At 65.3% G+C, this 26,392-nt stretch carries 26 protein-coding genes; 8 read left to right on the top strand and 18 right to left on the bottom strand.

Annotation, left to right across the window (positions count from 1 at the left end; genetic code table 11):
- Positions 1-9: 9 nt before the first annotated feature.
- The 3 genes from AC1D2O_RS16050 to AC1D2O_RS16040 form a co-directional block, all read right to left on the bottom strand.
- A complete protein-coding gene (locus AC1D2O_RS16050) occupies positions 10-1,083 on the bottom strand; it encodes a DegT/DnrJ/EryC1/StrS family aminotransferase (RefSeq protein WP_478157444.1) in 1,074 nt (357 codons plus the stop codon).
- Positions 1,084-1,209: 126 nt separating this feature from the next.
- A complete protein-coding gene (locus AC1D2O_RS16045) occupies positions 1,210-3,171 on the bottom strand; it encodes an O-linked N-acetylglucosamine transferase, SPINDLY family protein (RefSeq protein WP_478157443.1) in 1,962 nt (653 codons plus the stop codon).
- Positions 3,172-3,173: 2 nt separating this feature from the next.
- On the bottom strand, positions 3,174-3,488 hold the full coding sequence (locus AC1D2O_RS16040; protein ID WP_477650299.1) for a hypothetical protein: 315 nt from the start codon (positions 3,486-3,488) through the stop codon (positions 3,174-3,176).
- A 415-nt stretch (positions 3,489-3,903) separates the two neighbouring features.
- Between AC1D2O_RS16040 and AC1D2O_RS16035 the strand changes: the two genes are divergently transcribed.
- A complete protein-coding gene (locus tag AC1D2O_RS16035) occupies positions 3,904-4,197 on the top strand; it encodes a hypothetical protein (protein WP_477650300.1) in 294 nt (97 codons plus the stop codon).
- On the opposite strand, the gene AC1D2O_RS16030 is transcribed toward AC1D2O_RS16035, so the two are convergent.
- From AC1D2O_RS16030 to AC1D2O_RS16000, 7 genes are read right to left on the bottom strand one after another with little or no spacing between them, the layout of a single operon-like run.
- Positions 4,184-4,957: an energy transducer TonB gene (locus AC1D2O_RS16030; RefSeq protein ID WP_478157442.1), complete on the bottom strand. Its 774-nt coding sequence runs from the start codon at positions 4,955-4,957 to the stop codon at positions 4,184-4,186. The genes AC1D2O_RS16035 and AC1D2O_RS16030 overlap by 14 nt on opposite strands.
- A gap of 10 nt (positions 4,958-4,967) precedes the next feature.
- Complete coding sequence (locus tag AC1D2O_RS16025; protein WP_478157441.1) at positions 4,968-8,864, bottom strand: pilus assembly protein; 3,897 nt, start codon at positions 8,862-8,864, stop codon at positions 4,968-4,970.
- Positions 8,865-8,894: 30 nt separating this feature from the next.
- A complete protein-coding gene (locus AC1D2O_RS16020; RefSeq protein WP_478157440.1) occupies positions 8,895-9,530 on the bottom strand; it encodes a pilus assembly PilX family protein in 636 nt (211 codons plus the stop codon).
- 38 nt (positions 9,531-9,568) lie between these two features.
- The gene (locus AC1D2O_RS16015; protein ID WP_477650620.1) at positions 9,569-10,750 is read right to left on the bottom strand and encodes a PilW family protein; all 1,182 of its coding nucleotides are present in this window, start codon (positions 10,748-10,750) and stop codon (positions 9,569-9,571) included.
- A 1-nt stretch (position 10,751) separates the two neighbouring features.
- Positions 10,752-11,225, bottom strand: coding sequence for a type IV pilus modification protein PilV (gene pilV / locus AC1D2O_RS16010; protein WP_477650621.1), 474 nt, complete (start codon positions 11,223-11,225; stop codon positions 10,752-10,754).
- Between the two features lie 16 nt (positions 11,226-11,241).
- On the bottom strand, positions 11,242-11,835 hold the full coding sequence (locus AC1D2O_RS16005) for a GspH/FimT family pseudopilin (protein WP_478157439.1): 594 nt from the start codon (positions 11,833-11,835) through the stop codon (positions 11,242-11,244).
- A gap of 16 nt (positions 11,836-11,851) precedes the next feature.
- On the bottom strand, positions 11,852-12,262 hold the full coding sequence (locus AC1D2O_RS16000; RefSeq protein WP_478157438.1) for a type IV pilin protein: 411 nt from the start codon (positions 12,260-12,262) through the stop codon (positions 11,852-11,854).
- A 245-nt stretch (positions 12,263-12,507) separates the two neighbouring features.
- On the opposite strand from AC1D2O_RS16000, the gene AC1D2O_RS15995 reads away from it, so the two are divergent.
- Complete coding sequence (locus AC1D2O_RS15995) at positions 12,508-14,148, top strand: PglL family O-oligosaccharyltransferase (protein ID WP_478157437.1); 1,641 nt, start codon at positions 12,508-12,510, stop codon at positions 14,146-14,148.
- A 92-nt stretch (positions 14,149-14,240) separates the two neighbouring features.
- Entirely contained in the window at positions 14,241-15,155 is a 915-nt protein-coding gene (locus tag AC1D2O_RS15990; protein ID WP_478157435.1) for a hypothetical protein, read from the top strand.
- Positions 15,156-15,189: 34 nt separating this feature from the next.
- Here the strand turns inward: AC1D2O_RS15990 and moaC are convergent, their stop codons facing one another.
- A complete protein-coding gene (gene moaC, locus AC1D2O_RS15985; RefSeq protein WP_478093238.1) occupies positions 15,190-15,669 on the bottom strand; it encodes a cyclic pyranopterin monophosphate synthase MoaC in 480 nt (159 codons plus the stop codon).
- Positions 15,670-15,724: 55 nt separating this feature from the next.
- Here moaC and AC1D2O_RS15980 point away from each other — a divergent pair, with 55 nt between their 5' ends.
- The gene (locus AC1D2O_RS15980; RefSeq protein WP_478093236.1) at positions 15,725-17,311 is read left to right on the top strand and encodes a M48 family metalloprotease; all 1,587 of its coding nucleotides are present in this window, start codon (positions 15,725-15,727) and stop codon (positions 17,309-17,311) included.
- A gap of 21 nt (positions 17,312-17,332) precedes the next feature.
- On the opposite strand, the gene AC1D2O_RS15975 is transcribed toward AC1D2O_RS15980, so the two are convergent.
- The 3 genes from AC1D2O_RS15975 to AC1D2O_RS15965 are packed head-to-tail and all read right to left on the bottom strand — an operon-like array spanning position 17,333 to position 18,963.
- Positions 17,333-17,689 carry a phage holin family protein gene (locus AC1D2O_RS15975; RefSeq protein WP_478093235.1) on the bottom strand — a complete coding sequence of 119 codons (357 nt, stop codon included), beginning with the start codon at positions 17,687-17,689 and terminating at the stop codon, positions 17,333-17,335.
- Between the two features lie 19 nt (positions 17,690-17,708).
- Entirely contained in the window at positions 17,709-18,173 is a 465-nt protein-coding gene (locus AC1D2O_RS15970; protein ID WP_478093234.1) for a hypothetical protein, read from the bottom strand.
- Between the two features lie 52 nt (positions 18,174-18,225).
- The gene (locus AC1D2O_RS15965) at positions 18,226-18,963 is read right to left on the bottom strand and encodes a TerC family protein (protein WP_478157433.1); all 738 of its coding nucleotides are present in this window, start codon (positions 18,961-18,963) and stop codon (positions 18,226-18,228) included.
- 416 nt (positions 18,964-19,379) lie between these two features.
- On the opposite strand from AC1D2O_RS15965, the gene AC1D2O_RS15960 reads away from it, so the two are divergent.
- Positions 19,380-19,829: a DUF3717 domain-containing protein gene (locus tag AC1D2O_RS15960; protein WP_478094490.1), complete on the top strand. Its 450-nt coding sequence runs from the start codon at positions 19,380-19,382 to the stop codon at positions 19,827-19,829.
- Between the two features lie 5 nt (positions 19,830-19,834).
- On the top strand, positions 19,835-20,140 hold the full coding sequence (locus AC1D2O_RS15955) for a DUF2007 domain-containing protein (protein ID WP_478094488.1): 306 nt from the start codon (positions 19,835-19,837) through the stop codon (positions 20,138-20,140).
- Between the two features lie 16 nt (positions 20,141-20,156).
- Here the strand turns inward: AC1D2O_RS15955 and AC1D2O_RS15950 are convergent, their stop codons facing one another.
- The gene (locus AC1D2O_RS15950; RefSeq protein WP_478094486.1) at positions 20,157-20,717 is read right to left on the bottom strand and encodes a YaeQ family protein; all 561 of its coding nucleotides are present in this window, start codon (positions 20,715-20,717) and stop codon (positions 20,157-20,159) included.
- 82 nt (positions 20,718-20,799) lie between these two features.
- Positions 20,800-22,179, bottom strand: a complete 1,380-nt coding sequence (purB, locus tag AC1D2O_RS15945; RefSeq protein WP_478157431.1) for an adenylosuccinate lyase — start codon at positions 22,177-22,179, stop codon at positions 20,800-20,802.
- Positions 22,180-22,313: 134 nt separating this feature from the next.
- Here purB and AC1D2O_RS15940 point away from each other — a divergent pair, with 134 nt between their 5' ends.
- Positions 22,314-22,925 carry a glutathione S-transferase N-terminal domain-containing protein gene (locus AC1D2O_RS15940; RefSeq protein ID WP_478157429.1) on the top strand — a complete coding sequence of 204 codons (612 nt, stop codon included), beginning with the start codon at positions 22,314-22,316 and terminating at the stop codon, positions 22,923-22,925.
- 488 nt (positions 22,926-23,413) lie between these two features.
- On the opposite strand, the gene AC1D2O_RS15935 is transcribed toward AC1D2O_RS15940, so the two are convergent.
- Complete coding sequence (locus AC1D2O_RS15935; RefSeq protein ID WP_478094671.1) at positions 23,414-24,061, bottom strand: glutathione peroxidase; 648 nt, start codon at positions 24,059-24,061, stop codon at positions 23,414-23,416.
- Positions 24,062-24,190: 129 nt separating this feature from the next.
- Between AC1D2O_RS15935 and AC1D2O_RS15930 the strand changes: the two genes are divergently transcribed.
- Positions 24,191-25,048, top strand: a complete 858-nt coding sequence (locus tag AC1D2O_RS15930) for a ferritin family protein (RefSeq protein ID WP_478157428.1) — start codon at positions 24,191-24,193, stop codon at positions 25,046-25,048.
- Positions 25,049-25,326: 278 nt separating this feature from the next.
- On the opposite strand, the gene AC1D2O_RS15925 is transcribed toward AC1D2O_RS15930, so the two are convergent.
- Positions 25,327-26,367 (bottom strand): septal ring lytic transglycosylase RlpA family protein, encoded by a 1,041-nt coding sequence (locus AC1D2O_RS15925; protein WP_478092828.1) that lies wholly within the window; start codon positions 26,365-26,367, stop codon positions 25,327-25,329.
- Positions 26,368-26,392: the final 25 nt, after the last annotated feature.

The raw sequence follows: 26,392 nt of genomic DNA, 5'->3' as shown, positions 1-26,392 counted from the left end.
TGGATGGCGTCAGGCTCCCTGCACGACGCTGACGACGCGATCCAGATCCTCTGCCGTGAGCGCGGCATAGATCGGCAAACACAGCACCTTCTTCGCGGCGAGCGAGGCCTCGGGTAGGTTCTCCGGCTGAGCCGAAGGCATGTCCCTGTACATCGGAAAATCCGCAATCAAGGGATAGAAGTACCGGCGTGCGTAGATGCCGTTGTCCCTGAATTTTTGATAGAGCGCATCGCGGCTGAGCGGGTAGTCGGGCTCGACCAGGATCGGGAAGTACGCATAGTTGAACACCTGGCCGCCTTGCTGCGACAGGCAGTGGATGCCGGGGATCCCGCTCAATGCTTTCCTGTAGATCGTGTCGACGCGCCGGCGCTGGTCCAGCGCCTGGTCGATGTGCCGCAGCTGCAGCATGCCGAAGGCGGCATTGATCTCGCTCATCTTTCCGTTGATGCCGGGCGCGACCACCGTGACCTCGTCCACGAAGCCGAAGTTCTTCAGGTGATCGACGTGTTGCTTGGTCTTGGCGTCCGGGCAGATGATCGCGCCGCCTTCGAAGGTATTGAAGACCTTGGTGGCATGAAAACTCAAAACCGAAAGATCGCCGTGGCGCAAGATGCTGCCGCCCTCGTCCCTGACGCCGAACGCGTGGGCGGCATCGTAGATGACCTTGAGCTGGTGCCTGTCGGCAATCTCCTGGATGGCCTCCACATTGCATCGATGCCCATAGACATGCACCGGAAGAATGGCTCGGGTGCGCGGCGTGATCGCGGCTTCGATCTTGGAGGGGTCCAGGTTGAGGCTATGAGGTTCGATGTCGACGAACACAGGCTGCAGGCCGTTCCACAGCAGCGAATGCGAGCTGGCGACAAAGGAGTAGGGCGTCGTGATGACCTCGCCGGCAACGTCCAGTGCCTGCAGCGCGGTGACCAGCCCCAAGGTTCCGTTCGAGCAAAGCGACAGGTGCTCGACACCCAGGTAGTCGCACAGGGCAGCTTCCAGCTGTTGATGGAACGGGCCTGCGTTGGTCAGGATCTTGTTGGCCCAGATCTTCTCGAGGTAGGGGAGGAACTCCTCCAGGGGCGGCATGTGAGGCTGGGTAACATAGATTGGCTGAGCCATGAAGTGGGTACCCTAGACCTCAGAGGCGTCTGAGAAAAAACGAAAGATGGGACAGGCGTGGCCGGGTCATGGTCGGCTCCGTGGAGTGCTCGCTCAATGGCTCCCTTGCGTCACGCAGAACTCCGTCCAGCACGTGCGCAGTGCGTTCTCGAGGGAACTCGTCACCTCGATCGACAGCTGACGGGTGACAATGGTCATTTGTTCTCTCAGCGCCAGGCGCACCTGCTGCAGTTCTTCGAGATGCTCCGCGTAGTGCACGGCTCTTTCGATGTATTGCTCCTTGTTCGCGGCGCAAAAGCTCGAGCGCCCCAGTCCATGCATGATCGAGGCGCCCACTCTGGACAGCGATGTATCGCCCTCCATTGCGATGATGGGAACCCCCATCCACAGCGAGTGGAAGGTGGTCGTGCCGCCATTGTATGGAAATGTGTCCAAAGCCAGGTCGATCTGGTTGTGAAGCGCCAGATAGTCGGCCAGGGAGACCTTGGACTTGAAGTCGATGCGCTCCGCGCCGATGCCGCATCCAAGAAACTGCGCGGAAATCCGCTCGGCCAGTTCCGGCGTCGAATTGCCGATCATGAGGCGGGCGGCCGGCGCGCCCTTGAGGATTTCGGCCCATAGAACAATGACTTCGTCCGTGATCTTGGAAGGATTGTTCAAGCAGCCGAATGTGAAGGGTCGACCGTCGAGGGCGGGCAGCGAATTGACCGGCGGACTGTCCGGCGAGGGGCTGAAGGTCCCGCTCGACGGCAGGCGCAAGAGCTTCTCCGAATGAACGTCCTCGGCGATGCCGAGCGGGTCCAGCGATTCTTCGGTGATGCGGAAATCGACGGCGCGAAGACCGGTGGTCGCCTGGTAGCCCAGCCAGGTCATCTGAATGGGGGCAGGCTTGCGCGCGAAGACCAGCAGCCGGTTGTGCCCCGTGTGTCCGGAGAGGTCGATCAGGATGTCGATGCCGTCGGCGCGGATTTTCGCTGCCAGGTCCTCGTCCGCCATGTTGGCGACGTGGTTCCAGCGATCGGCCAGGCCCTTGATGCGCTCGGAAACGTCGTCATGGACCGGATGCGCGTAGTAGCAGTGGATCTCGAACCTCGACCGATCGTGATGCTGCAGCACCGGTTCGATGAAGAAGGCCAGCGAATGGCTGCGCAGGTCTCCGGAGACATAGCCCACCTTGAGCTTTCGATCCGGCGTCAGGTCGTTGCCGTAGTGGCCCCACTGCCCGAGCAGCGGCGTCTCGAAGCGATCAGAGAACGCGACATGCGCCGCGAATTTCTCCTGCCTGGAGAATTTCTGGCTGTATTGGAGGCTGAACAGGTGGTTGCTGGCGATGGTGGCGTCGTCGGGCGCCAGCGCGACGGCCTTCTGCAGAACTTCGATGGATTGGTCGAGATCCCCGGTTTGCCTCAGCGCGTTCGCGAAGCTGGAGAGCAGTCCCGGGGGCGGTGCATCGATCGCCATCGCCTCCCTGTAGGCGCTCAATGCTGCTACGAAATCCCCGCCTTCCGAGAGCAGGTTTCCAAGATAGAAATGGAGCTCGGATTTTCGAGGGTGGATGGAAAGGCCTTTTTCGATCAACTTCCGGGCGGCGGCGGTTTTCCCTCTGGAGAACAGCAGCAGGCAGTAGTCGCAATAGACGTGCTCGAAATCCGGCGAAAGCTCGTGGGCCGTGCGCCATGCGGCCTCCGCCGCATCGGGATTGCCTGTCTCGAGACAGGCTCTTCCCAGCATGAAATAGCCATCCACGCTTTGGGCATCGAGGGCAACGGCTTTTTCGAGAACAGGAATCGCTCGCCTGAATTCCCGAAGCTGCGACAGGCAGAACCCGAGTCCGATGTGGCTGGATGGATTGTCGGCGCGGACAGCGATCGCCTTCTCGTAGAAGCCGACGGCCTCGGAAAAGCGTTCATTCCCGATCGCCGCGATGCCCTGCTGAATAAGAGGAGCGTCGGTCGGGGCGCTGGAGGCAGGCGCCACGGGTGCGCTGCCTGCACGGGCACCGTTGTCGGCCTGGGGTTCCGTCTTCCTGAAGTACTTCCGGATCGAGCTGAACATGTCTATTTGCACTTGAGCAGAAGCCAGGTCGTCGTCTTGTCGGAGAAATCCGGCTCGAATCCGTTGTCCAGCAAGGTGTACTTGAAGGAGTTGCCCAGCTGCGCCTTGGTATAGATGTTCAGGCGATTCTTCGCTTTGAAGTCCTCGAGCTTTTTCTCGATCAGCAAAAACGTGGCCTCGTGCCGCTTCTCTGCTTTCCTGGTCGATTTGGCCCTGTTCAGTTTCTCCTGCTCGCTCTGATTCCGCTGGGACAGGAGGAGCGCCATTTCAGTGCCGAATTTTTTTGCCTCGGTGGCATCGAACCATTTTGTGAACATGATGTGCGGGCGGCTTGCGGGTTTGGGATATGGGGTCCGGACGTACGAAGGTCGGTCGTCGCACTGCGTGCGCAGCCACCGTTTGTGCCGTAAGCGGATGTTAGTCTGTGGCGGGCCGGCTGGCGCGGCGTTCGCACGCGGGTAGCCCCCTGGCTATACTGAATGCGTCACGCCAACAACGGCGTGATCGGGATTGGCGTCCCATGTAACTGCTGCGACGCAAGCCGCAGTCTCTACCGCAGTAGGTCTGCGGCTTCGTCGTTCGTGCCTCCATTTTTTGGCGGCTCGGGCAGGGAGCCGCGAGGCTCGCCGGTTTGCGCAAGCAGTTCCCGGTACGCCAACCTGTTCGAGTCGCCGCCACCAATTGGCGTTGGGTGCGGCGGTTTCTGCAAACCGAACTGCTTGGAGGCCACTCATGGCTAAATCCCCCCGCGCACCCGCGCCATCCTCACGCAAGGCCGCATCCGCCGCCCTGCGGATCACCGACGAATTCTGCAATCTGAAGGACGTGCATCGCGCCTTCGTCTGTCTCCAAGGCCTGCTGTCGCCGATCCATCGAACGAATCACTACGAAGAGTTCAGCATCGAACCAGGGGATCTGCGTGCCTTGATGGCGGTGATCAACATCGAACTGGAGCGCCGGACCGAGCCTGTCGAAGACGCGATTCGTTCGTTGCGCAAGGCCCTCAAGAAGGTCAAGGTCCACTGAGGACGCCTGCTGCTGCCCCGCCTTGGTTGCTCGCCTGCGGCAGCGCTGACAGCGCGGGCGTGTTGTCAAACACGACTTCCACGCGCAGCCTCGATTTCACCGCTCGGCCATCGACCTGGCCAGGCGAAAACTGCGCTGCCATGAACGCCTCGCGCGCCGCTTGCTCGAACGCGGGCGGCAGCGAAGGTTCGTTGGCGGCAATGCGTTGCACGCGGCCTTCTTCGTCGATGAAGAGCGACAGGATTCCGACATGGCGCACCATCCGGGTCTCGCCGGGTGGTGCAACGAGAATCACAGGCGCCTGGGCGACCGGCGCCACGCTCAGCAAGGGGCGCGGCACATAGTCATCGTGGCCTGCTGCGGAGGCGGGGGCGGCGATCGAGGGCGCTACCGGAACGTCTGCCCCTGCCGGCACGGCTTGCGCATTCGGCGCCGCGGCCAGGGGCTGCGGCGGGCTGGGTTCCGGCTTCACCCGCGAGGAAGACGGGGGCGGGCCTACCGCTTCGGTCGTCGCCGGGCCGGAAGGCTCGACGCCCGCAGTTGCTGCAGGCGTCGACACGAGCCGCGCCCGCATGGGCAGCGCAGCGCCCGGTGCATGGGCCGCCTGCCTGGGGGTGACCGAAGGCGCGCGGACCGAAAGCCCGAGCCCATGCAGCGCGAGCGAGAGTCCCACGCATATCGGCAAGATGTGCCGATCGGTGGTCAGCCATCGCGCTGCAGGCCCCGCCGGCCATCTGTTCGCCGTGATCGAGGCGGCCATTCCGGAATCCTCAGTCGGCCAGTTCCCGCCAGGAGTTCCGGTGCGGCATGCCGGCCGAGCCGCCGCCGCCCGGCGGCTTTTCAACCTGGATGGTGCCGTCGCTGTTCTGACGAAGGATCCGCGTCTGGCCGTTCTCGAGCTTCACCCAGCTTTGCCCGACGATCAGCGCATTCGCATTCCACATTTGCCCGGCCGGATCATCGAGCGCGTGTCCGTTGGAGGCGTTCAGGTAGTAGCGCCAGGACTTACCGCCTGAACTGCAGGCGTCGCCGTTGGGGATCGCGGTCCCGATCGAGATCGTCCCGAACTGCAGTGCCAGGTCGCCGACCACGCGTTCACCGGAATGCGGCAGGTCGACCCACCACCCGTCTTGCGTTCCCCAATCGACCGGGTTGCTGGAGATCGATGCTTCGTTGCCGGTCGCCGTGAAGGTCTGGCGAACCGTCTTGTCGCTGGTGCGGACGTCGCCCACGCCCGTGCTCGTCAGCGAATCCTTGATGGCATAGATCGACTGTTGGGTCGTGTCCTCGATGTCCGCGGTGCCCAGGTAGCGTCCCGTGGCCACCACGACCCCCGGCTTGCCTCCAACAAGCACGGTTTCCGGTGCGATCGTCACGGGTTGCGGCGTGCTGGCATTGATCTGGAACTTCGCCAGGGCCAGTGCACCTTGGTGAGGCTCCACGAGCTCGTCGACGTCGAATCGCCAGAGATTGCCCTGCAGGTCCCCGCCGTAGAAGCGCTTGGCAGTGTTGTCCGAGGGATCATCGATCCAGGCGTTGATCTTCGACAGGCCGCTGGGATCGCTGGTGCTGCCGGCAGTGGTGGGGATGTCCAGCGCCAGCGCGCCGGTATTGGCATTGACCACGAAGAGATGCCCCTTCCCGTCGCCTCCGGAGACGTGGTTGTTGTACCCGGACGAGAAGGCGACCACCCAGGTTCCATCCTTGCGTTTGGTGATCATCGGATTGCCGAAGGTCAGGCCGAGGTTCGTGTTCGTGAACTCCCAGAGTGCCTTGGGGTTCTCGGGGTCGGTCACATCAAGCGCGTAGTAGCTCCGGCCGCCCTTGCCCAGGCCGCCGACCACGATGGTCTTCCACGTGGTGCCCACCTTGATGTCGCCAACCACAGGCGCACCATCCACGAAGTAGCGATGCCTTGATTCATAGCTGGTGTCTGCGAGCCGATATATGTCAGGCATCACCCAGGAGGGCACGTAGGCCCACAGTTCGACACCCCCGCCTGTGCCGCTGGCTGCCGAGAAGGCATGCAGCATGCCGTCGTTCGCTGCGGCATAGACCATCGGCGTCCGGCTCTTGCGTGCGGCGACGAAGTCGGCATAGCCCGGATCGGAATAGGAGAAGGGGGGCTTGGAAACGTAGACCGGCGCCCCGTTGATGATGTCGCCCAGGACGCCCGCGCGGGGTCTGAACAGGGCCCGCGTGGTTTTGTCCGCGGTGCTGCCTGTGGTGTTCGCCGCTTCGTACGTGCGCACGCCGCGCAGGTAGTCGACCAGCTTGGCGCCGGCCTCGGCGGCAGTCTTCTCCGTGGCGCTGAAGTGGGCGCACTGCGCGGCGATGAGCGTCTTCGAGCACAGGTTGGTGAAGCTGTCGCCATAGCCGTCGGCGTTCAGGTTGTCCCAATTGAACGCGCGCAGCGTCGTGGTGGCCGTCGGCTGCCGATAGTAGATCTTCCGGTCGGCCGCTGCCATGCCTGACGTGAGCTTGGTCTGTGCCGACCACTGGTACGCCGTGCCGATGGTGCCGTCGTCGCCGTTCAACGAGTAGGCCTGCACATCACCAACCCAGGTCTTGGTGGTGTAGCTGGCCTTGAAGACCTGGTTCTTGTCGCCGGAGACCAGTTCGAGCGCGCTGGTGGAGGCGGCCGACGAAGAGCCCGTGTCTTCCATGATGGTGTTGACGACGCCGCTGATGGCTTCGCCGAGCTCCGTGGCATTCAGGGCCGAGTAGTACTGGCCCCTGCCGTTCACTGCCGCGTGCCAGAGATCGTCGATGTTCCGCGCATCTCCGGCGTTGTCGCCGACTGCCGGCGCCGGCCAGTTCGTCGGACCGCTGGTCAGGTCGACGTAGGCGCCTGTGGGCTGCGTCAGGTAGTTCCTGTCATAGGCCAAGGTCCCGCTGAGACCCAGACCGATGGTGAAGGTCGTCATGTGTTGATGGGGGGCGGTGTCGCGCCCGCTCGGCTTCAGGATGTTGCTGCAGACGTTCTGGCTCGTGCCGGACGCGGTCGACGTGCAATTTCCAAGTTCGTCGGTACGCAGGTCGGTCTTGTAGTAGTACTCGGCGATGTCGGCCAGGGTGTCGGCAGCGCCGCCGGTGACTTCTGTGTTCGTGCTTTCAGGACCCGCTTCGCTCTTTCCGGCCAAGGTGCTTGCCGACTTTCCGTTCACCACGGCCGTCGACCCTGCGACGCAGTCATTGCTTGCGCGCCCCTGGTTGGTCCAGACGCCCGAATCGAATTGCTGGGGTTGGGCCGTGACGGTGAAGCCGCTGCGGCCGTTGTTTCTCGTACAGGATCCCGAGTTGCCCACCGTGTAGTACGTGCGAATCGTGGTGGTCGTGGTGGCCGTCGTCCCGTCGTACATGGGGCGAACTTCGGTTCCGTCCTGATTGCCTACAGTCCGTTGATTCAGATCGAGTGGACCGTAGCTGGAAGTCTCCGCTCCCGTATTCCAGTAGCCGTCCGTGGAGAGCAGGGTGTAGTTGCGCTGGCAGGAATACTGAACGGGGTCAGTCTGATCAGGGTAGTTCTTCGCGTAGTAGCGACCAGCCTTCGACAGTGCGCCGCGCAATGGCGTGTTGCCGCTTGCGCCTGCGCTGTAGAGCTTCGAGTAGACGTCCGTCTTTTGGGTGGTTCCGAAATCGTCGATGGGATGGAAGCCCGCAGACGTCGTGACATCCTTGCTGCTGTTGATCGTCGAGAAGCCCACTCGGTAGCTGTCGTCGAGCGTCTTGAACGCGCGGCCCACCGCCGTACGCATCAACAATGAGCGCGTGCGATAGTAGGAGTACCAATTGGCATAGTTCTGCGCCTCGGCAGAACTGCTTCGCACAGTCACCCTGGCATTGAAGACGCCGCTGCCGGGTGTGGCGCCCACATCGCTCATGCACTCCCTGTAGAAGGTGTTCTGAACCACGCCCGAGCTGGTGAATGTCCATCCCATCTTGGGCTGAGAGCCGCTGGTCGTGTTGTAGGTGTAGTAGTAGCTGGGATACGACACCGCGGTCCAGCTCGTCGCGGAGCCAGTTCCTGATGCTGACGTGACCGCGAAGTCCAATGTCCCACCGTTTTTGTTGCTCCAGGCCCAGCTTGTGACGGTTCCGGCCATGGACCTGCTGCCGCCGTCAGTCAGCGTGAGTACTTGTCCAGCCGTGAACGTGTTGCTTGAAAGACTGGAATTCGACGAGATCGAAAAGGTCTTGCTGCCGGTGCCTGGCGTGACAGCAGATTTCGTCGTGAACGACGCGATGCTTTCTTGATCCAGGTTGATCGTATCGCCGGTTCGAGCGAACCCGTCCCTCCAGGCTGCCGTGAAACTCGGGGCGGGGAGAGGTTGGCCGGCCGCATCCAGCGGCAAGGCATAGGTGATCGTTGGATCGTAGGCAACCCCATTGCATTGCGCCGACCGGTACCCATACGTTCCGGTATTGCTCATGTCGTCCGGCATGAAGTCCCAGGCCATACTGCCCGAGTCGTCCAGAACGAACAGCAGATTCGGCTTGGCCTTGACATTGGGCCGTGTGGCCAGCGGCTCGTCCAGGATGTAGGTCTCGCCCGCGAACGCATGGGCGAAGACAGCGCAAAGCGCAGCCAGGGCCATTCCGCGCAGGCGGGCGGGTGTGCCGCTGAAAATCTTTCGCCTGGCGGATGGCGTGGCATTCGATTGCATGACCGAGGACTCCTTGTGCCTGCTGGCGAGCTACTGGAAATTGACGATGGACTCGATGACGCTGGTCGTGTTGCGGGCACCCTGCACGCGAACGACCACGCGGTAATACACGCTGCCGACCCCCGACAGGGGACCCTTGCCGTACGAGATGCCGCCTTTGCTCGTGGACCCGCTGGCACTGCGCAGAGGCGCAGCGCAACTGTTGTTGATTTCATCACTCGGATCGCCTGCGGAAGCACAGAGCCGGAAGATCGTGTAGCTAGCCTGGTTGCCGTTGATGGTGCCCGCCGACATGGACTTCAAGGTGCAGCTGGCGAAAGTCTTTTCGGTCGCATAGTTGCACTTCGTGTTGTTTTCCCAATCGATGAGCTTGCGGGTCACGTCGTTCGGGTACTGCTGGCCCGTCACGTCGACCCGCGTGTTCGACTTGTCGGCGTTCAATTCCTTCGTGCTGGCGTAATAGCCGCTGGCAGGCGCGTCGTCGTTGAGGCTCGCCAGATTGTTCTTGAGCCATTTGATGGCTTGATCGGTCGCCTGATCTCCAGCCACCGTGGCGTCCTGCTTGAAGCCGATGTTGCCCAGCACCAGGGCGCCCGTATCGATGGAGCGCACCAGTGCCAGTGACGCCAGGGAAAGGGCGACCAGCGCAATCAGCGCGAACAGCAATGACACGCCGCGATGCTTGATGTTCGAAATCCGATGCTTCACGATGATCCACCTCCCGCCGAGTTCCAGAGCATGTTGCGAAGTGGCACGACGGTGTCGTAGACCTTGTAGCGGTAGGACTCCCAATCCGGCAGGCCGTCGACCTTGAGAGTCAGGCATTTGCTGCCGCCGTGACACGCGTCACTTCCGCTGACGGCGGCATCCGAGCCCACGTCCCACAGGGGCTGTTTCAGCGTGACTTTTTCCTTCTCGCGCTGATTGCTGCGCGCCACGACTGCCAGGCGGATCGCAAGCACCTGTTGCCAGTCCGCCGCCGTGAGCGGCGTGTCGGTGTTGTACACATCGACCTTTCCGTCGCCGTTGGTGTCCTTTCCGTACAGCGCCTGGAGGTTGACGATCTGCGGGTACAGCGCGGTGGACGCCCCGCCGGCCGCGCCGGCCGTGCGTGAATTGACAACCAGGTTGTGATCGGCGTCGATTTCGTAGGTATTGAGCGACATGGATCCCAGGTTCAGCAGGTAGCTCTCCACCGGGTAGGCGGTATCGGGGAAGGCGCTGCTTCGGTTCCACCGACTGTTGCCGCCGGTCACATGCGGGATGCGCTGATTGCTCAGGGTGGTGGTGGTGGGCGGCGAGGCGGAATCGTCGGTCGCTTCGAACACCGCGCACCAGTTGGTGATGCTCCATGGATCGTGCGACACGGCGATCATCAGGTCGCCGGCCGTGACGCCGAGCGCAGATTGGACGACGAAGAATTCGTCGGTCTTTGCGTGCTCTTTCTTGACGCGAATCGGCGCCGAGAAAACGGACTTCCGACTCTGAAGTACCGTGATCTTGTCCGGTGCTCCGTCGACACCATCGGTGATGACGACCGGCGCGAGGGTGGGCGTGAACGTGATCGAAGGGTCGCCAGCGGGAGCGGCCGGATCTTTGAACTCTCCCTTGATGGGGCAGCCGAGGGCGGCAGGCTCTGTCACCGTGCCATAGCCGGACATCTGGATGTCGCGTTGAAGGGTGTAGAGAGAAAGCGCGCCGTTGACTTGCGCGTCGCCGCCCAAGGTCAATGTGCGCTTCTTGCCTTCCGACAACGCAAGTACTTCGCTGATGACAAGCGTGGTCAGCAGGCCCAGCAGCAAGCCGACCATGAGTTCCACCAGCGTGAAGCCACGCGAGGTGCGCCTGCGGCGAATGCGCAAAGGAATTGGCGTGCGAGTTTGCATATCAGCTGGCTGCCTTGCCCTTGATGACGGTTTGCGTCACATACTTGTGGGCCCCGCCATTGGGCACATTCCAGGTCACTGTGATGGAGATGTCACCACTGAGTCCGTCGACAGTGACTTCCGCGCCGCTGCCCGGAAGAAGCTGCGTCAGCTTGGCGCGCCATTCGGTGCAACTCGAGGCACTGCAGCTGTCCTCGCCGGCATAGGCCGTGAGGTTGCTGCTGTCGGCCCACATCCGGCCGACGAGCTCGTTGGCAAGGAAGGCCGCGTCGGCGCGAAACTTCGATTCCGTCTGGGTGCGCGTCAATGAACTCTGCATGCCGATCAGGCCGAGCACACCGAGCATGAAGATGAGCAGGGCAACCAGCACCTCGATGAGCGCAATGCCGGCACTGCCGCGTCGCGAGCCTCCGCGGCCCCGCTGGCAGGTGGGTCGCGAGGGCGATCTGAAGCGGAGCTTCTGGGGGGCTTGCATGTCGTTGGCTCCGGCCTCAGCACTTGCGTGGGTCGTTGGAATCCGCCTTCGGATCGCACATGCGGATGGCACCTGCGGCGGTGATCCGGATCTGCAAATCGCGATAGCTGACGTTGTCCTTCGTGCCGGAAACAGTGATGCGAGCAAGCGGGGTGGCATTGACCACCCGGCCGAAGCCGTTGAAGGTGACGGTCGTGCCTGCGGTCGCGCCATCTTCCTGCCACCCGTTGACCTTCACTTTGCCCCCGGAGTCGCCGACCGCGCGGGCTGCCACGATCTTGGGTGCAACGCTGGTCGACGGGGCGCTTGCGCATTTGGTCGCCGGCTCCGTTGCGCTGACGACCCAGGACCCGCTGATGGCCGACAAGGCGCAACTGTCGTCCATGACATTGGGATCGGTCAGGGTGACCAGATTGAAGGAGATGTTCTGATTGCGCACCACCGCTTCACTGCGGGCCCTCTGCAGACCCGTCTGCAGCGACTCCGTCGTGTTCCGGATGCGGGTGTTGTCCATCCAGGTGCCGAGGCTCGGTGCCGCCGCGAACAGGACCAGCGCCAGCACCGCAATGGTGACGACGATTTCGATCAGGGAGAAGCCGCGCTGTCGCATCTTTGAGCTCGGCGGGTCAGCAGGCGGCGGCTTTCGTCAGCCAGCATGTAGCGGTCACGTCGGCGTTCTTGAATTTCGTGGTCGTGCGATCTCCGTTCTGGTTGATCTTGTAGACGTGGCCGACGGCGCTGGCTGCATTGCCTGTGGCGGTGATCACGTAGCCCTGCTGGGCATCGACGGTTTTGCAGCCGTAGCCGAAGTACTTTGCATTGCCGGGAGTGAAGCCGTTCCAGCCATCGGCGGTGGAATCGGCAGCGCACTTGTCGACGGTGCCGTAGTTCCGGTTGTCCTGGTAATACTGTTCCATCCTGGCCCGGTATTCCGACAGCTGCGCGAACGCTTCCGGGATCTGCCCCCGCCGCACATAGTCGTTGTACGCAGGCAAGGCCACCGCGGCCAGGATCCCGATGATCGCGACGACGATCATCACTTCGATGAGCGTGAACCCCGCCGAACGGCGACGAGGATGGGAGACGTTTCGCACTGTGATGACCTCAGCCCGCATGTTTTATAAAGGTCACAAATTGTCACGGGCGTGTTTCTTTTCGAATTGCCGCCCGTCTGCGCATGGCGTCCTTTCGTCGCCCCCGAACGGCTACCCTGTGAACGGTTTCACGTATGGGATCAATCTTTAGTTTTCGTTTTGAGGCTTCGAGCGAAAGGGCATCCGCTTTGCGGACCGTCGCCCGGGCAGCGCTGTTCGCGTTCCCGTTCCTGTTCCCTTTCGCGGTCGGCCCCTCGGTGAACGTGCTGCAGCAGCTGGTCGCGTGGGCCTGCGTCGCCCTGTCGCTGGCGCTCGGTCCCCGTGCGCTGCCGTCGGGGGCGGTGCTCGGCTGGCTGACCGTGACGGCCCTGGCGGTTCTGGCCGGTCAGGGGCAAGCCCCGGCCTTCGACGGATCGGCCGTTCTTGCCGTGGCGGCGGTCGGCCTGGCCGGCTGCGTGGGCGCGGGCATGGCGCATGCACGGTCGCCGGCGCCATGGGCCTGGGCCCTGCTCACCGCCGGGCTGATCAATGCCTTGCTGGGTTTGCTCCAGTACTACGGCCTCGCCCAGCCCCTGGTCCCCTGGACCAGCGCCCCCGAACTCGGCCAGGCCTACGGCAACCTGCGCCAGCGCAACCAGTTCGCGACGCTGATCAGCATGGCGCTCGTCTCGGCGCTGTGGCTGCATGCGGCCGGCGGCCGCCGCGTGCGCGCGGCGCTGGTGCCGGCGGCGGCGCTGCTGGTGGTCGCGGCTGCGGCGGCCACCTCGCGCACGGGCCTGTTGCAGCTCCTGCTGATCGTCGGCGGGGCTGCTTTCCTGGCTTGGCGGGAGCGTCGCGAGCCAGTCGGCCTCCATCGCTTGCCGCATCCCTGGCTGCTTATGGCCGCAGTACCTGCTTACTTCGTTGCCGCCTGGCTGCTTCCCCAACTCGCCAGCCCGGGTGTCGAGGGCATGATCACCCGCCTGCGCGACGGCGCCCCGGCGGCCCACAGCCGGCTCCTGCTGTGGCACAACGTCCTCGACCTGATCGCCCAGCGTCCCTGGGCCGGCTGGGGCTGGGGCGAGCTGAAGTTCGCGCACTACAGCACGCTCTACGCCGGCCCGCGCTTCGTCGAGATCCTCGACAACGCGCACAACCTTCCCTTGCATCTGGCGGTCGAACTCGGCATTCCGGCGGCGCTGCTGATCTGCGGCGGCTTCGGCTGGCTGGTGCTGGCCGCCCGTCCGTGGCGCGAAAGGGATCCGGCTCGGCTCCTGGCCTGGGCCCTGCTCGGCGCGATCGTGCTGCACAGCCTGCTCGAATACCCGCTCTGGTACGGCCCGTTCCAGCTGGTCTTCGGGCTGTGCCTCGGCTTCTTGTGGCCGGCGGCGCCGATGGGGGCTCGCGCCGCCCGGGCTCGCTGGCAGACGGCGCCCGCTCTGGCGATGGCCGCCGTGCTCGCCCTGATGGCGAGCGTCGGCTACGCCGCCTGGGACTACACCCGCATCAGCCAGGTTTTCCTGGAGCGCGACCGGCGGCTGCCGGCCTACCGCGACCACCCGCTCGAGGTGGCGCAGGGCTCCTGGCTGTTCAAGGCGCCGGTCGCCTTCGCCAGGCTGACCCTGACGCCGGTCACCCGCGCCAACGCCGCCGAGGTGCACGCGCTCGCGCAGCGCGTGCTGCACTTTTCCCCCGAACCGGCCGTGATCGTCAAGCTGATCGAGAGCGCGATGCTGCTGGGCGACGACGAAGAGGCCTATGCGCAGGCCGCCCGATTCAGGGCCGCCTTTCCGGCCGAGTACGCCCGCTGGGTCGGCGGCCAGCCGATGGAAGAGGATCCGGCCGGGTAGGTCCGGATGCGTGCGCCGTCCGCAGTTCTGCAAGGAGTTGTTTCGAGCTACATTCCGTTGGGCCAACGGATCCCACCTCACGCAGGCAGACCATGACTCACTACAGCTTTGTCCATCTCGAGTTTGGAAGTGCGCGCAGGGAGCCTTCCGTCGAGCTGCTCGCCCGGTTTCGCGAGGCGTTCGCGAAGCCCGGAGACCGGGTCACACTGGTCGTCGTCGACAACGCCCGGACGGACGGCGAGGAGACCTACGCCGGGTTCGGCTTCGAGGCCCGGGTCATCCCGGGAGACAACTCGAATCGCGAATTCTCCGGCTGGGATACAGGGGTGGCCGCGGTCCTGTCACGCAGCGACGAACCCGACGTCTGGATCTTCACGAACGACACGGTGGCCCGTCACCAGGGCTGGAGTCCCCAGCGAGCGGCTCGATTCGGCCAGGAGATCGAGAAGCTCAGCGTCCACGCCGGCCCCTGGATCCTCGGGGAGATCCACGACCACGTGCGCTCCGTCAAGACGCCGCTGGGGCCGCAGCTCGAGTACATCGTCACCTATGGCTTTGCGATGAACAACACGCTGCGCAAGGGGCTGGTGACCCTCTCCCCGGGCAACGAATTCCTGGATTCGCTCGTGCATGACGGCTACGAGCCGGCCCACAAGCTGTTCCGGGATCACGTCGATCCCGGGTACGCCCAAAACCGCCTGGTCTTCATGGTTGCGGATCCGGACGCGATGGCCGAGACGAAGCGGAAGTTCAAATGGAGCGGCGGCTGGTACAAGGCCAGCCCGCTGACCGCGGAAACATTCGAGGACATGCGCATGAAAGCGCGCTGCGTTCTCTCCGAGACGCTGCTCAGCGTGCGCGCGCGACAACTGGGCGCGGACATCCGGTCGCCCTACGACGCCCGCAATGGGCGCGATCGCGTCCGCAAGACCGTGCAATTCTTCGCGGACAAGCTCTGGGAGCGTCGTTTCAAGCGCAGACTGAAAAAATCTGCCGACCGGACCTGACCAAGCCCACGTTGGAGCGGTCCGGCCGTGGGGCCTAGCCCGCCACCCAGCTCCCCGACTTCCCCCCGTGCTTCTCCAGCAGGTGCACGTCGGTGATGCGCATCCCGCGATCCACCGCCTTGCACATGTCGTAGATGGTCAGGAGCGCCACCTGGACGGCGGTCAGGGCCTCCATCTCGACGCCGGTGGGGCCGACCGTTTCGACCGTCGCGGTGCAGGTCACCTGCGGCGGGGTGCCGTCGACCAGCGCGAAGGCCAGCGCCACGCGGGTGAGCGCCAGCGGATGGCACAGGGGAATCAGGTCGCTGGTCTTCTTGGCGGCCTGGATGCCGGCGATGCGCGCGACGCCGAGCACATCGCCCTTCTTGGCGCTGCCCGACTCGATCAGGGCCAGGGTCGAGGCCAGCATCTCGATGCGGCCGGTCGCCACGGCCACGCGATGGGTCGCGGGCTTGGCCGCCACGTCGACCATGTGCGCCTGGCCCTGGGCATCGAAATGTGTAAGAGAGCTCATCTGTGAACGTTCTGCGGAGTGAAGCATCATACGGGGCCGAGCCAATGGACGAGGAATGCCGCGCTTGACTCCCTTTCACCACTCCATCCTCTCGCGACCGCCGGTTGCCCGCCTGCTGCGCGGCCTGTGCGCCGGGCTGCTGATCGCCGCCCAGATCGCACTGCCCTTGCGCGCGCTGGCCCAGCAGCTGCCCGGCATGGGCGACGGCGGCGAGATGACCGCCAGCGCCGAGCGCCACCTGGGCGACCAGATCGCCCGCGAGCTCTACCGCGACCCGGACTTCATCGACGACCCGGTGCTGGTCGAGTACGTGCAGGACATCTGGCAGCGCCTGCTCGCCGCGGCGCGGCTGCGCGGCGAACTCACGCCCGAGCTCGACGAGCGCTTCGCCTGGGCCATCCTGCTGGGCCGCGACCGCAACATCAACGCCTTCGCCCTGCCCGGGGGCTATCTCGGGCTCAACCTGGGGCTGATCGCGGTGGTCGGCAGCCGGGATGAGCTCGCCACCGTGCTAGGGCACGAGTTGTCCCACGTCACGCAGCGCCACATCGCGCGCATCATGACCAAGCAGAGCCAGCAGATGCCGATGATGCTCGCCGGCCTGATCCTGGGCGTGATCGCCGCCAGCAAGAGCCGAAGCGCCGATGCCGGCCAGGCGATGATCATGGGCAGCCAGGCGATGTTCATGCAGAACCAGCTCAATTTCTCGCGCGACATGGAGCGCGAGGCCGACCGTGTCGGCTTCGGCGTGATGACGCAGGCCGGCTTCGCGCCGCAGGGTGCGGCCTCGATGTTCGAGAAGCTCCAGTACGCCTCGCGGCTCAACGACAACGGCTCCTACCCCTATCTGCGCAGCCACCCGCTCAACAGCGAGCGGATCGCCGACATGCAGGGCCGCATCCAGGCCAAGCCCGGCGCCACCGCACCGCTGCCGCTGGTGATGGACCACGCCATGATTGCCGCCCGCGCCCGGGTGCTCACCCGCCCCGGGGTCGACGTGCTGCGGCTGTGGGCCGATTCGGCGGGCACCGGAGAGTTCGCGCGCAGCTCGCCGGCGCAGCAGGCCGGCATCCTCTATGCGGCGGTGCTCTCGGCCAGCGAGCTGCGCGACTTCAAGGCGGCCCGTGCGCTGGCCCAGCAGTTGGTCGCCCGCACGGCCGGCGACGCGCCGTCGGCCCGGCTGGCGCGGTTGCTCTCGGCCGAGATCGAGCTCGCGGCCGGTGCGGCGCCTGCGGCCGCGGCCTTGCTGAATCCCAAGGCCAAGGAGCGGCCTGAAATGATGCTGGCGGCCCAGGCCGCGGTCGCCACGCGCAATCCGGCACCGATGATTCCGGCGCTGCGCGACTGGGTCGCCACCCACCCGCGCGACGCCAGCGCCTGGCGCATGCTCGCCAACCTGTATGGCGCGAACAACGAGACGGTCAGCGCGGTGCGCGCCGATGCCGAGGCCAACGTCGCCTCGCTCGACTACGCGGCGGCGCGCGACCGCTTCAAGGCGGCGCAGGACCTGATCCGCAAGAGCGCGCAGGGCCAGCCGGGCGCCGGTCCGGTCGACCACTACGAGGCGTCGATCATCGACACCCGCGCCCGCGCCATCGACGCGATCCTGAGGGAGCAGGCCGCCGAGGCGAAGCTCAGGTAGGAAGCCGCCGGGGCGCGCGCGTCAGCGCTGCTTCTCGAACAGCCCGCCGAGCGCGGACTCGATCAGCACGCCGAGCAGCGAATAGATCAGCGAGCCGAGCAGCGCCGCGAAGAAGCTGTTGACGTGAAAGCCCGACAGCAGCCCCGAGGCGGCCCAGAAGAGCAGGGCGTTGATCACGAACAGGAACAGGCCCAGCGTGACGATCGTGACCGGCAGGGTGAGCACCACCAGCACCGGCCGCACGAACATGTTGAGCAGCCCGATCACGGCCGCGGCCAGCAGCGCCGAGGTGTAGGTGGTGACCTGGACGCCGCTGTAGAGATAGGCGACCGCGAGCAGCGCCAGCGCGCTGAGCAGCCATTTGATGAGGAGTCGCATCCGGCGTGGGCCCGACGGGCTATTCGGACAGCTCGTTGGCCAGCACCAGCAGCGCGCCCATGCCCAGCACCGCGCCCGGCAACGCCCAGCCGGACTGGCCCGCCGGCGTCTGGTCGGGTGCCACGGGTTCGAGATCGACGCCGAGCTTCGGCCGGCGGGCATCGATCACCCGTGCGGCACCGTGCTCCAGCTTCAGGCGCTGCGTCAGTTCGGTCAGCGGGCCCTTGGCCAGCACCGGCGTCACCGGCGCATTGCCGCTCGTCAGCACCGGCAGCAACTGCTCCTGCACCTTGGCGAACCACTTGGCGCGCCAGTTCTCGCGCGCACTGTGGCTGACCCATTTGCTGATGCGGTGGGTCATGCGCGGTGCGCAGGCCACCAGCACCCAATGGCGTGCTCCGGCGGCGCCGGCCTCGGCCGGCGCCTTGGCGAGGAACTCGCGGGCATAGCCCGCGTCGTCCACGTACAGAATGACCTTTTCCATGGTTGCTCCTTCTATGCTGGTTGGAGTGGGAGAGACATTGGGCAAGGGAAGTTCAGGCGGCGACCGTGTCGGCCGGCTTCGGGCGGCGCGCGGCGACCCACTTGCCGATCGCCAGCACCAGCAACGCGCCGATGACGCCGGCAGCGTAGCGCACCAGGTCGGTCTGCGGCAGCTTCGGCACCCAGGTCCAGGCGGCCGGATTGGCCACCGACGGATCGGACACGGCCATGGTTCCGGCGATCCAGCCGAGCAGCATGCCGCCCAGCGTGATGATCAGCGGGAAGCGGTCCATCAGCTTGATCACCAGCTGGCTGCCCCAGACGATGATCGGGATGCTGACCAGCAGGCCGAAGACCACGAGCGGCATCTGGTGGCCGGCGCCGGCGCCCTGTGCGGCACCCGCGATCGCGATCACGTTGTCCACGCTCATCACCAGGTCGGCCACGATGACGGTCTTGACCGCGGCCCAGAGCTTGTCGCTCGCCGCGATGCTGCCGTGGGCGTCGTCGTGCTCGGGCGCCAGCAGCTTGACGCCGATCCACAGCAGCAGGATCGCGCCGGCCAGTTTCAGGAACGGAATCGCCAGCAGCGTCAGGGCGAAGAAGATCAGGATGACGCGCAGCACGATGGCGCCAGCGGTGCCCCAAAGGATGCCCTTGGTGCGCTGGGCCGGTGGCAGCTTGCGGCAGGCCAGCGCGATCACGACCGCATTGTCGCCACCCAGCAGAATGTCGATCATGATGATCTGGCCGACGGCGACCCAGAATTCGGGGGTTAGAAATTGCTCCATGAAGTCCTCTCTGTTTTCGTTTCACTCCCGCTCGCGTGGATCGGATGAGGCGTTGACGGAGAGAACGGAGTCTCGGGGGCTTGCAACGCTTCGATCAAACCCGCGAGGGCTCACATCGAAGGTCTTGCTTGACAGCACGCGGCTGCCCGACAGGCCGGAAGTGTTTTGCTTCGTATTGACGACCTGGCGAACCCACTCCCTGGAGAGCGAGTGGGAGCTACTCCCCTTCGTGGGCGGAATTAGAGCATCGTGGCCAGGGTGTTGCAACCAGACTTGTCTCATTCCTTGAAGAGAATGAGCCTGGATTCGGCGTGGACAGGCGCAGCGGTGCTATTGATTTCGGAGCAAGCAATCCCTCCAACCATTGCGGGACATTGCCCGGACTATGATGCGCGCTCGCTTTTTCTTGTCTCCCCATGGCTGCCATTCACATCACCGACATCGAGGCCGCCATCAATTTCTGGCGCGAGAGAAAACCTTCGCCCGACGGCATCACGCTGGCCCCCGAACTGCGGGCGCTGGCCGAGGTCTATGCGCTGATGGTGTTCCACCACGAGGACGAGGTCGACGAAGTCGGCTTCCCTGCCAAGGCCTGGGCCGCCTGGATGGACTGGTACCAGAGCACGCCCGACACCCCGTGCATCGCGATCTGCTCCACCAGCCAGGGCGACGACCAGTGCAAGGGCTGCGGCCGCAGCTTCGACGAGGTGCAGCACTGGCCGGCGATGTCGCCGGCCGAGAAGCGCTCGACCTGGCGTCGCATCACGATGCAGGACACGGCCTGGCGCTTCAACAAGTATGCCGAGCGCGCGCGCGAGACCGAGCAGGTCTGGCCCGAGGACGCGCCGCCCGATCCGGCCGACTGAACGCCATGCGACGCCTCGCGCAAGCCCCGAACCTGGCCATCGCGACGCTGTGGGTGCAGATGCTGCGCGACGACGGCATCGGCGCCTCGGTGCAGAGGGAGTACCTGGGCGCCGCGGCCGGCCAGTTGCCGCCCGACCAGTGCCTGCCGGAGATCTGGATCGAGGACGACGGCCAGCTCGCGCTGGCCGAGCGGCTGTTGCATGCGCTCAAGCACCGGCCGCAGCGTCGCTGGGAGTGCCGTTGCGGGGAGCTGGTGGAGGGCGGATTCGAACAGTGCTGGCAGTGCGGCGCCCCGATGCCCAGGGATTAGGGCCTGTTCACGGGCCCTAGCGCAGCCGCACGGGTTCTATGTCGATGCTGGTCTTGCCGTCGCCCAGCATCAGCGCGCCTTCCTGGATCGTCGCCTGCAGCTGCATCGAGCGCTGCGCCAGCGCCGCCAGCGACTGCGAGGCCGCGGTCGGCACGCGAAACACGCTGAGGTTCTGCGGCCGCGTCAGCTTGGTCTCGATGCCGCGCCACCAGATCTCGGCGGCATGGTTGAAGCAGTAGACGATCACCTCGTCGGCCTTGCCGCAGGCCTTGATCACCGGCTTGTCCTCGGGTTGGCCGACCTCGATCCAGAGCTTCACCTGGCCGGTGAAGTCGCGCAGCCAGACATCCGGCTCGTCCGGGTTCGACAGGCCGGCACCGAAGGCCAGCGTGCCGTCGCCGTTGCACACGTCCTGCAGCTTGTGGGCGTTGAGCGCCAGCGCCACCAGCCGGATCATCATCCGTTCGTCGGTTTCGCTGGGATGGCGCGCCAGGGTCAGCGCGTGGTCGGCGTAGTAGTTGTGGTCGATGTCGGCGACCGCGAGACTGGCCTTGAAGATGGTCGATTTGAGTGCCATCAGATTCGCCGCCGGGCCGCCCCAAGGCGGATCAGCCCCCTCGGGGGGCAGCGAGGACACGAAGTGCCGAGCGTGGGGGCCTTCATGCCCGCCGGGCCAGTTCGGCAGCCTTGCCGATGTAGCTGGCGGGCGTCATGGCCAGCAGGCGCTCCTTTTCGGCCTCCGGAATGGCGAGCGAGCGGATCAGCCCGTGCAGCGCCTCGGCGGTCACGGTCTTGCCGCGCGTGACTTCCTTGAGCTGCTCGTAGGCACCCTGCACGCCGAAGCGCCGCATCACGGTCTGGATCGGCTCGGCGAGCACTTCCCAGGAGCTGTCGAGGTCATCGGCCAGCGCTTCCTGGTTGAGTTCGAGCTTGCCCAGGCCGGTGGCGAGGCTGGCGTAGGCGAGCGTGGCATAGCCGAAGGCGACGCCGATGTTGCGCAGCACCGTGCTGTCGGTGAGGTCGCGCTGCCAGCGGCTGATCGGCAGCTTCTCGCTCAGATGGCGCAGCAGCGCATTGGCCAGGCCCAGGTTGCCCTCGGCATTCTCGAAGTCGATCGGGTTGACCTTGTGCGGCATCGTCGAGGAGCCGATCTCGCCGGGCTTCAGGCGCTGCTTGAAGTAGCCCAGGCTCACGTAGCCCCAGATGTCGCGCGAGAAGTCGACCAGGATAGTGTTGGCGCGCGCCACGGCGTCGAACAGCTCGGCCATGTAGTCGTGCGGCTCGATCTGGATGCTGTAGGGCTGGAAAGCCAGGCCCAGGCCGAGCGGCGCGGGCGTCTCGACCACCTTGCAGCTGAAGGCTTCCCAGTCGAAATCGGGCCAGGCGGCCATGTGGGCGTTGTAGTTGCCGACCGCGCCGTTCATCTTGCCCAGCAGTTGCACGGCCGCGATCTGCTCGCGCGCCTTGGCGAGCCGCACCGCGACGTTCGCGAGTTCCTTGCCGACGGTGGTCGGGCTGGCGGTCTGGCCGTGGGTGCGCGAGAGCATGGCCACATCGGCGAACTTGCCCGCCATGTCGCGCAGGGTCGCGATCAGGCCGTCGATCGCCGGCAGCATCACTTTTTCGCGCGCAGCCTGGATCTGCAGCGCATGGCTGGTGTTGTTGATGTCCTCGCTGGTGCAGGCGAAATGGACGAATTCGGACGCGGCCAGCAGTTCCGGGCGGGCCTCGAACTTCGACTTGATCCAGTATTCGACCGCCTTCACGTCGTGATTGGTGGTCTTCTCGATCTGCTTGATCGCGACCGCGTCGGCCTCGGAGAAGTTGGAAACCAGGCCGAGCAGGTATTTGCGGGCGCCGCCGGTGAGAGGCTTGAATTCGGCGAAGCCGCAGTCCGAGAGGGCGATGAACCACGCCACCTCGACCTGCACTCGCCGGTGCATGTAGCCCTGTTCGCTCATCAGCGGGCGCAGCGCCGAGAGCTTGGCCGCATAACGGCCGTCGAGGGGGGAAAGGGCGGAGACGGTGGAGAAACTCATGGGCCAATTTTAGGTTGCGGCCCGGCCGAAGCAATTTCGCTTCGGAACGCGGGGCCGGAACGGGATTTCGCGCTGCCCGCCTTCCCCTAGAATCAAAGCGCTACAACGAAGACCCTGATGGGGGGAATGCCCGCATGAAACTGATCGGATCCGCTGCCAGCCCTTACGTGCGCAAGGTGCGCGTGGTCATGGCCGAAAAGCGGCTCGACTACCAGTTCGTGATCGAAGACGTCTGGTCTGCCGACACCACGATTTCCAGTTCCAACCCGCTCGGCAAGGTGCCCTGCCTGATCATGGACGGCAGCGAGGCCATGTTCGACTCGCGCGTGATCGTCGAATACCTCGACACCCTGTCGCCGGTCGGCAAGCTGATCCCGCAGCAAAGCCGTGAGCGCGCCGAGGTCAAGACCTGGGAGGCGCTGGCCGACGGCGTGATGGACGCCGGCGTGCTGCTGCGCATGGAAGCCATCTGGACGCTGCGCGCCGACAGCGAGCGCAGCCAGGCCTGGATGGACCGCYAGCGCGGCAAGGTCACGGCCGGCATCGCCGCCATGGCCAAGGGCCTGGCCGACAAGCCCTTTTGCAGCGGCATCCACCTGAGCCTGTCCGACATCGCCGTCGGCTGTGCCCTGGGCTGGATCGGCTATCGCTTCCCCGAAATCGATTGGCGCGCCGACCATTCCAATCTGGTCCGCCTCTACGACAAGCTGATGCTCCGCCCCAGCTTCGCCGACACAGCACCTTGAACACCCCCAGGTTGGCTCACTTCGTGTAGCCGCCCACCCCCTTGCAGGGGGCGCAGCCGGCGGCCCGGCGAAGCCGGTTCCGCGGCAGCCCCCGAACAGGCGCGCTACGCGCAGCCCCAAACAAGAAAAGCCCCGCGATGCGGGGCTTTTCAGTTTGCGAGGCCGGCGAAGCCAGGCCATTGGTGAAACACCGCGGAACCGGCTCCGCCGGGCCGCTGGTGTTGCCCCCGGTAGGGGGTGGGCGCCCGACACGAAGTGCGGGCAACCTGGGGGCGAGCACTATCCCCGAGATAAAGATGTTGCGAGGCGCCCCGGACGAAGGAGGGAGGGAGGGAGGAGGAGAAGAATCGCCTCGGGATTTCAACCTGACGGCAAGCGCCTGGAAGACCTCGCAACATGAAAAGAAAACGACCGGGCCCTACGTGCCCGGAAACGGTATGAGCATGGGGCGGCGACCGGGTTCCCGCTCGATGAGTAAGCGTTTGTGACTAGTTCGAAAGTGTTGCGGAATCCGACCTGGCCGCCGCGAGCGGCGCTGCGTTCAACTGCTTTTCGATCTCGCGCACGAAGGCGCGGTCGTCCGGCGAGGTCAGGCTCGAATAGGAGTCCACCACCTTGCCGTCGCGGCCGATCAGGTATTTATAGAAGTTCCACTTGGGCGTCGTTCCGGAGAGTTGCGCCAGTTGCTTGAACAGCGGGTTGGCCTCCGGCCCCCGGACCGATGATTTCGCGAACATCGGGAATTTGACGCCGAAGGTGCTTTCGCAGAAGTCGGCGATCTCCTTGTTCGAGCCCGCTTCCTGGGCGAAGTCGTTCGAGGGGAAACCGAGCACCACCAGCCCGCGCTCGCGGTACTTGCTGTCCAGCGCTTCCAGGCCCTTGTACTGCGGTGTGAAGCCGCAAAAGCTGGCGGTATTGACCACCAGCACCACCTTGCCGGCGTACTGGCACAGCGCCTGGGGCTTTTCGTCCTGCAACCGCGGGAAGCTGTGCTGCAGGAGGGCCGGGCAGGCGGGCGCGGCGGCGGAAGAAGGGGCCTGCGGGGTGCTCTGGGCCGTGGCCGCGGCCGGGATCAGGCACGCCGCGAGGGCGAGCGCCGGAACGAGAAGCACTGTCGGCCGGATGGGCATTGGCATTTTGCGATTTCCCGAGTGAAAGTGCGCAGGAATTCGGTTTCTGGCGCCGGGCAAATCCCGATCATCGCGCGCCTGTCACGGGCGTGTCCGGCCTCCCGACTAAAATCCCATGGCTTAAGAAAGACATTGATGCTTTATCCGGAACTCTTCAGACAACTCGAATCTGTCCGCTGGGACATGGACAAGGATATTCCTTGGCAGTCTTTCGACGCAACCCGGCTCACCGAAGAGCAGGCCCAGACCATCAAGATGAACGCGATCACGGAATGGGCCGCGCTGCCGGCCACCGAGATGTTCCTGCGCGACAACCGCCATGACAGCGACTTCTCGGCCTTCATGTCGATCTGGTTCTTCGAGGAGCAGAAGCACTCGCTGGTGCTGATGGAATACCTGAAGCGCTTCAGCCCGCAGCACGCGCCGACCGAGCAGGAACTGCACGATGTGCGCTTCGATTTCGACCCGGCTCCGCCGCTCGAGACGCTGATGCTGCATTTCTGCGGCGAGATCCGCCTCAACCACTGGTACCGCCGCGCGGCCGAGTGGCACACCGAACCGGTCATCAAGCACATCTACACCACGCTGAGCCAGGACGAGGCCCGCCACGGCGGCGCCTACCTGCGCTACATGAAGCGCGCGATGGAAAAATTCGGCGACGAGGCGCGCTCGGCCTTCACCAAGGTCGGCGTGCTGATGGCCAGCGCGCGCCGCACCGCGCAGGCGCTGCATCCGACCAACCTGCACGTCAACAAGGCGCTGTTCCCGAACGACACGATCCAGAGCCGCGTGCCCGATCCGGACTGGCTCGAGCACTGGCTCGACAAGCAGATCAAGTTCGACGCCGTCTGGGAAAGCAAGGTCGGCGAGCGCATCCTGCACAACCTGAGCCTGCTGATGAACCGGAGCTTCAAGACGGTGCAGGAGCTCAATCGGTATCGCAAGGAGCTGGCCGCCTCCCTGGGTCCCAAGCCCGAATACCAGGGCGCTTGAGGCTGTTGCTCGCCCCCAGGTTGCCCGGCACTTCGTGTCCGGGCGCCCACCCCCTACCGGGGGCGCAGTCAGCGGCCCGGCAAAGCCGGTTCCGCGACTGCCCACCAACGGGCGCGCTACGCGCAGCCGAAGACAAACCACAGCGCCGGTATTCACCGGCCGGCGCAGCCAGGCCCGTTGGTGAAACACCGCGGAACCGGCTCCGCCGGGCCGCTGGTGTTGCCCCCGGTAGGGGGTGGGCGGCTACACGAAGTGAGCCAACCTGGGGGCGAGCCTAGTCACCGGCGCTCGACGATCACCGGCGCCAGTTGCAGGCCGTTGCGGACCTGTTCGACCGTGTCGCGCGCCAGATCGCGCGATGCAAAGGGACCGGCCTGCAGCCGGTGCGTGCCGCTCTCGCTGAACACGGCGAGGTTGGCGGACAGCATCGGCATTTCGCGCGCCACCTGCTGCTGGAAGCGCAGCGCGCCGTCGCGCTGGCTGAAGGCGCCGAGCTGGACCCAGAAGCCGGGCCCGGCAGCGGCCGCCGCACGCGGCGTCGGCGCGGCGTCCTGGACCGCAGGAGCGGCCAGCGGGGCCATCGGCGGCAGCGCCGTGACCTGCATGGCGTCGTCTCGCGAGGTGGCGACCACCGGCACGGTCAACGTCGAAGGCACCGCGACACTGTCGGGTGCAGCGGCCGGCGCGGCCGCCACAAAGGCGGGAACCGCCTGCTGCGCCAGCACCGGCGCATCGGCCCGCCGCCAGGCGCCGGTGCGGATGTCCTCGTTGGTGATGCGCTCGATCTCCACCGGTGCGACGCCGCGCAGCAGGTCGAGCTTGAGCGCCGCGGTGTAGCTCAGGTCGATCACGCGGTCGTCGTGGAAGGGGCCGCGGTCGTTCACGCGCACGATCACCTCGCGCCCGTTGGCCGGGTTGCGCACCCGCACGTAGCTCGGCAGCGGCAGCGTCTTGTGTGCGGCAGTCATCGCGTACATGTCGTAGGGCTCGCCGCTCGCGGTGGACTGGGCGTGGAACTTGGCGCCATACCACGAGGCCAGGCCGCTTTCGCGGAACGGCCGGTCGTCCGCGATCGGGACGTAGGAGCGGCCGAGCACCGTATAGGGTTTGCTGGTACCGCCGCTGCTGCGGATCGACTCAACCCGGGGCTCGGCATCGGGCACCTGGCTCAGTCCGGAAGGCGGATTGGCGTCGGCGCCGTCGCGGCCGACGCCGGAGCCGCCGCGCGGTCCGCTGGCGCAGCCGGCGAGGAACACCAGCGTCGCCGCCGCGATCCCGAATGCGATCCGTGGTGCGATCAGGCGGCCCAGCGCACGCAGTGGGGGAGCGTGGGGGCCATCCAGG

Source organism: Variovorax sp. P1_G12, assembly GCF_056405555.1.
Note: the sequence above shows the minus strand (reverse complement) of the source record. Positions and strands in the feature narration are given on the sequence as shown.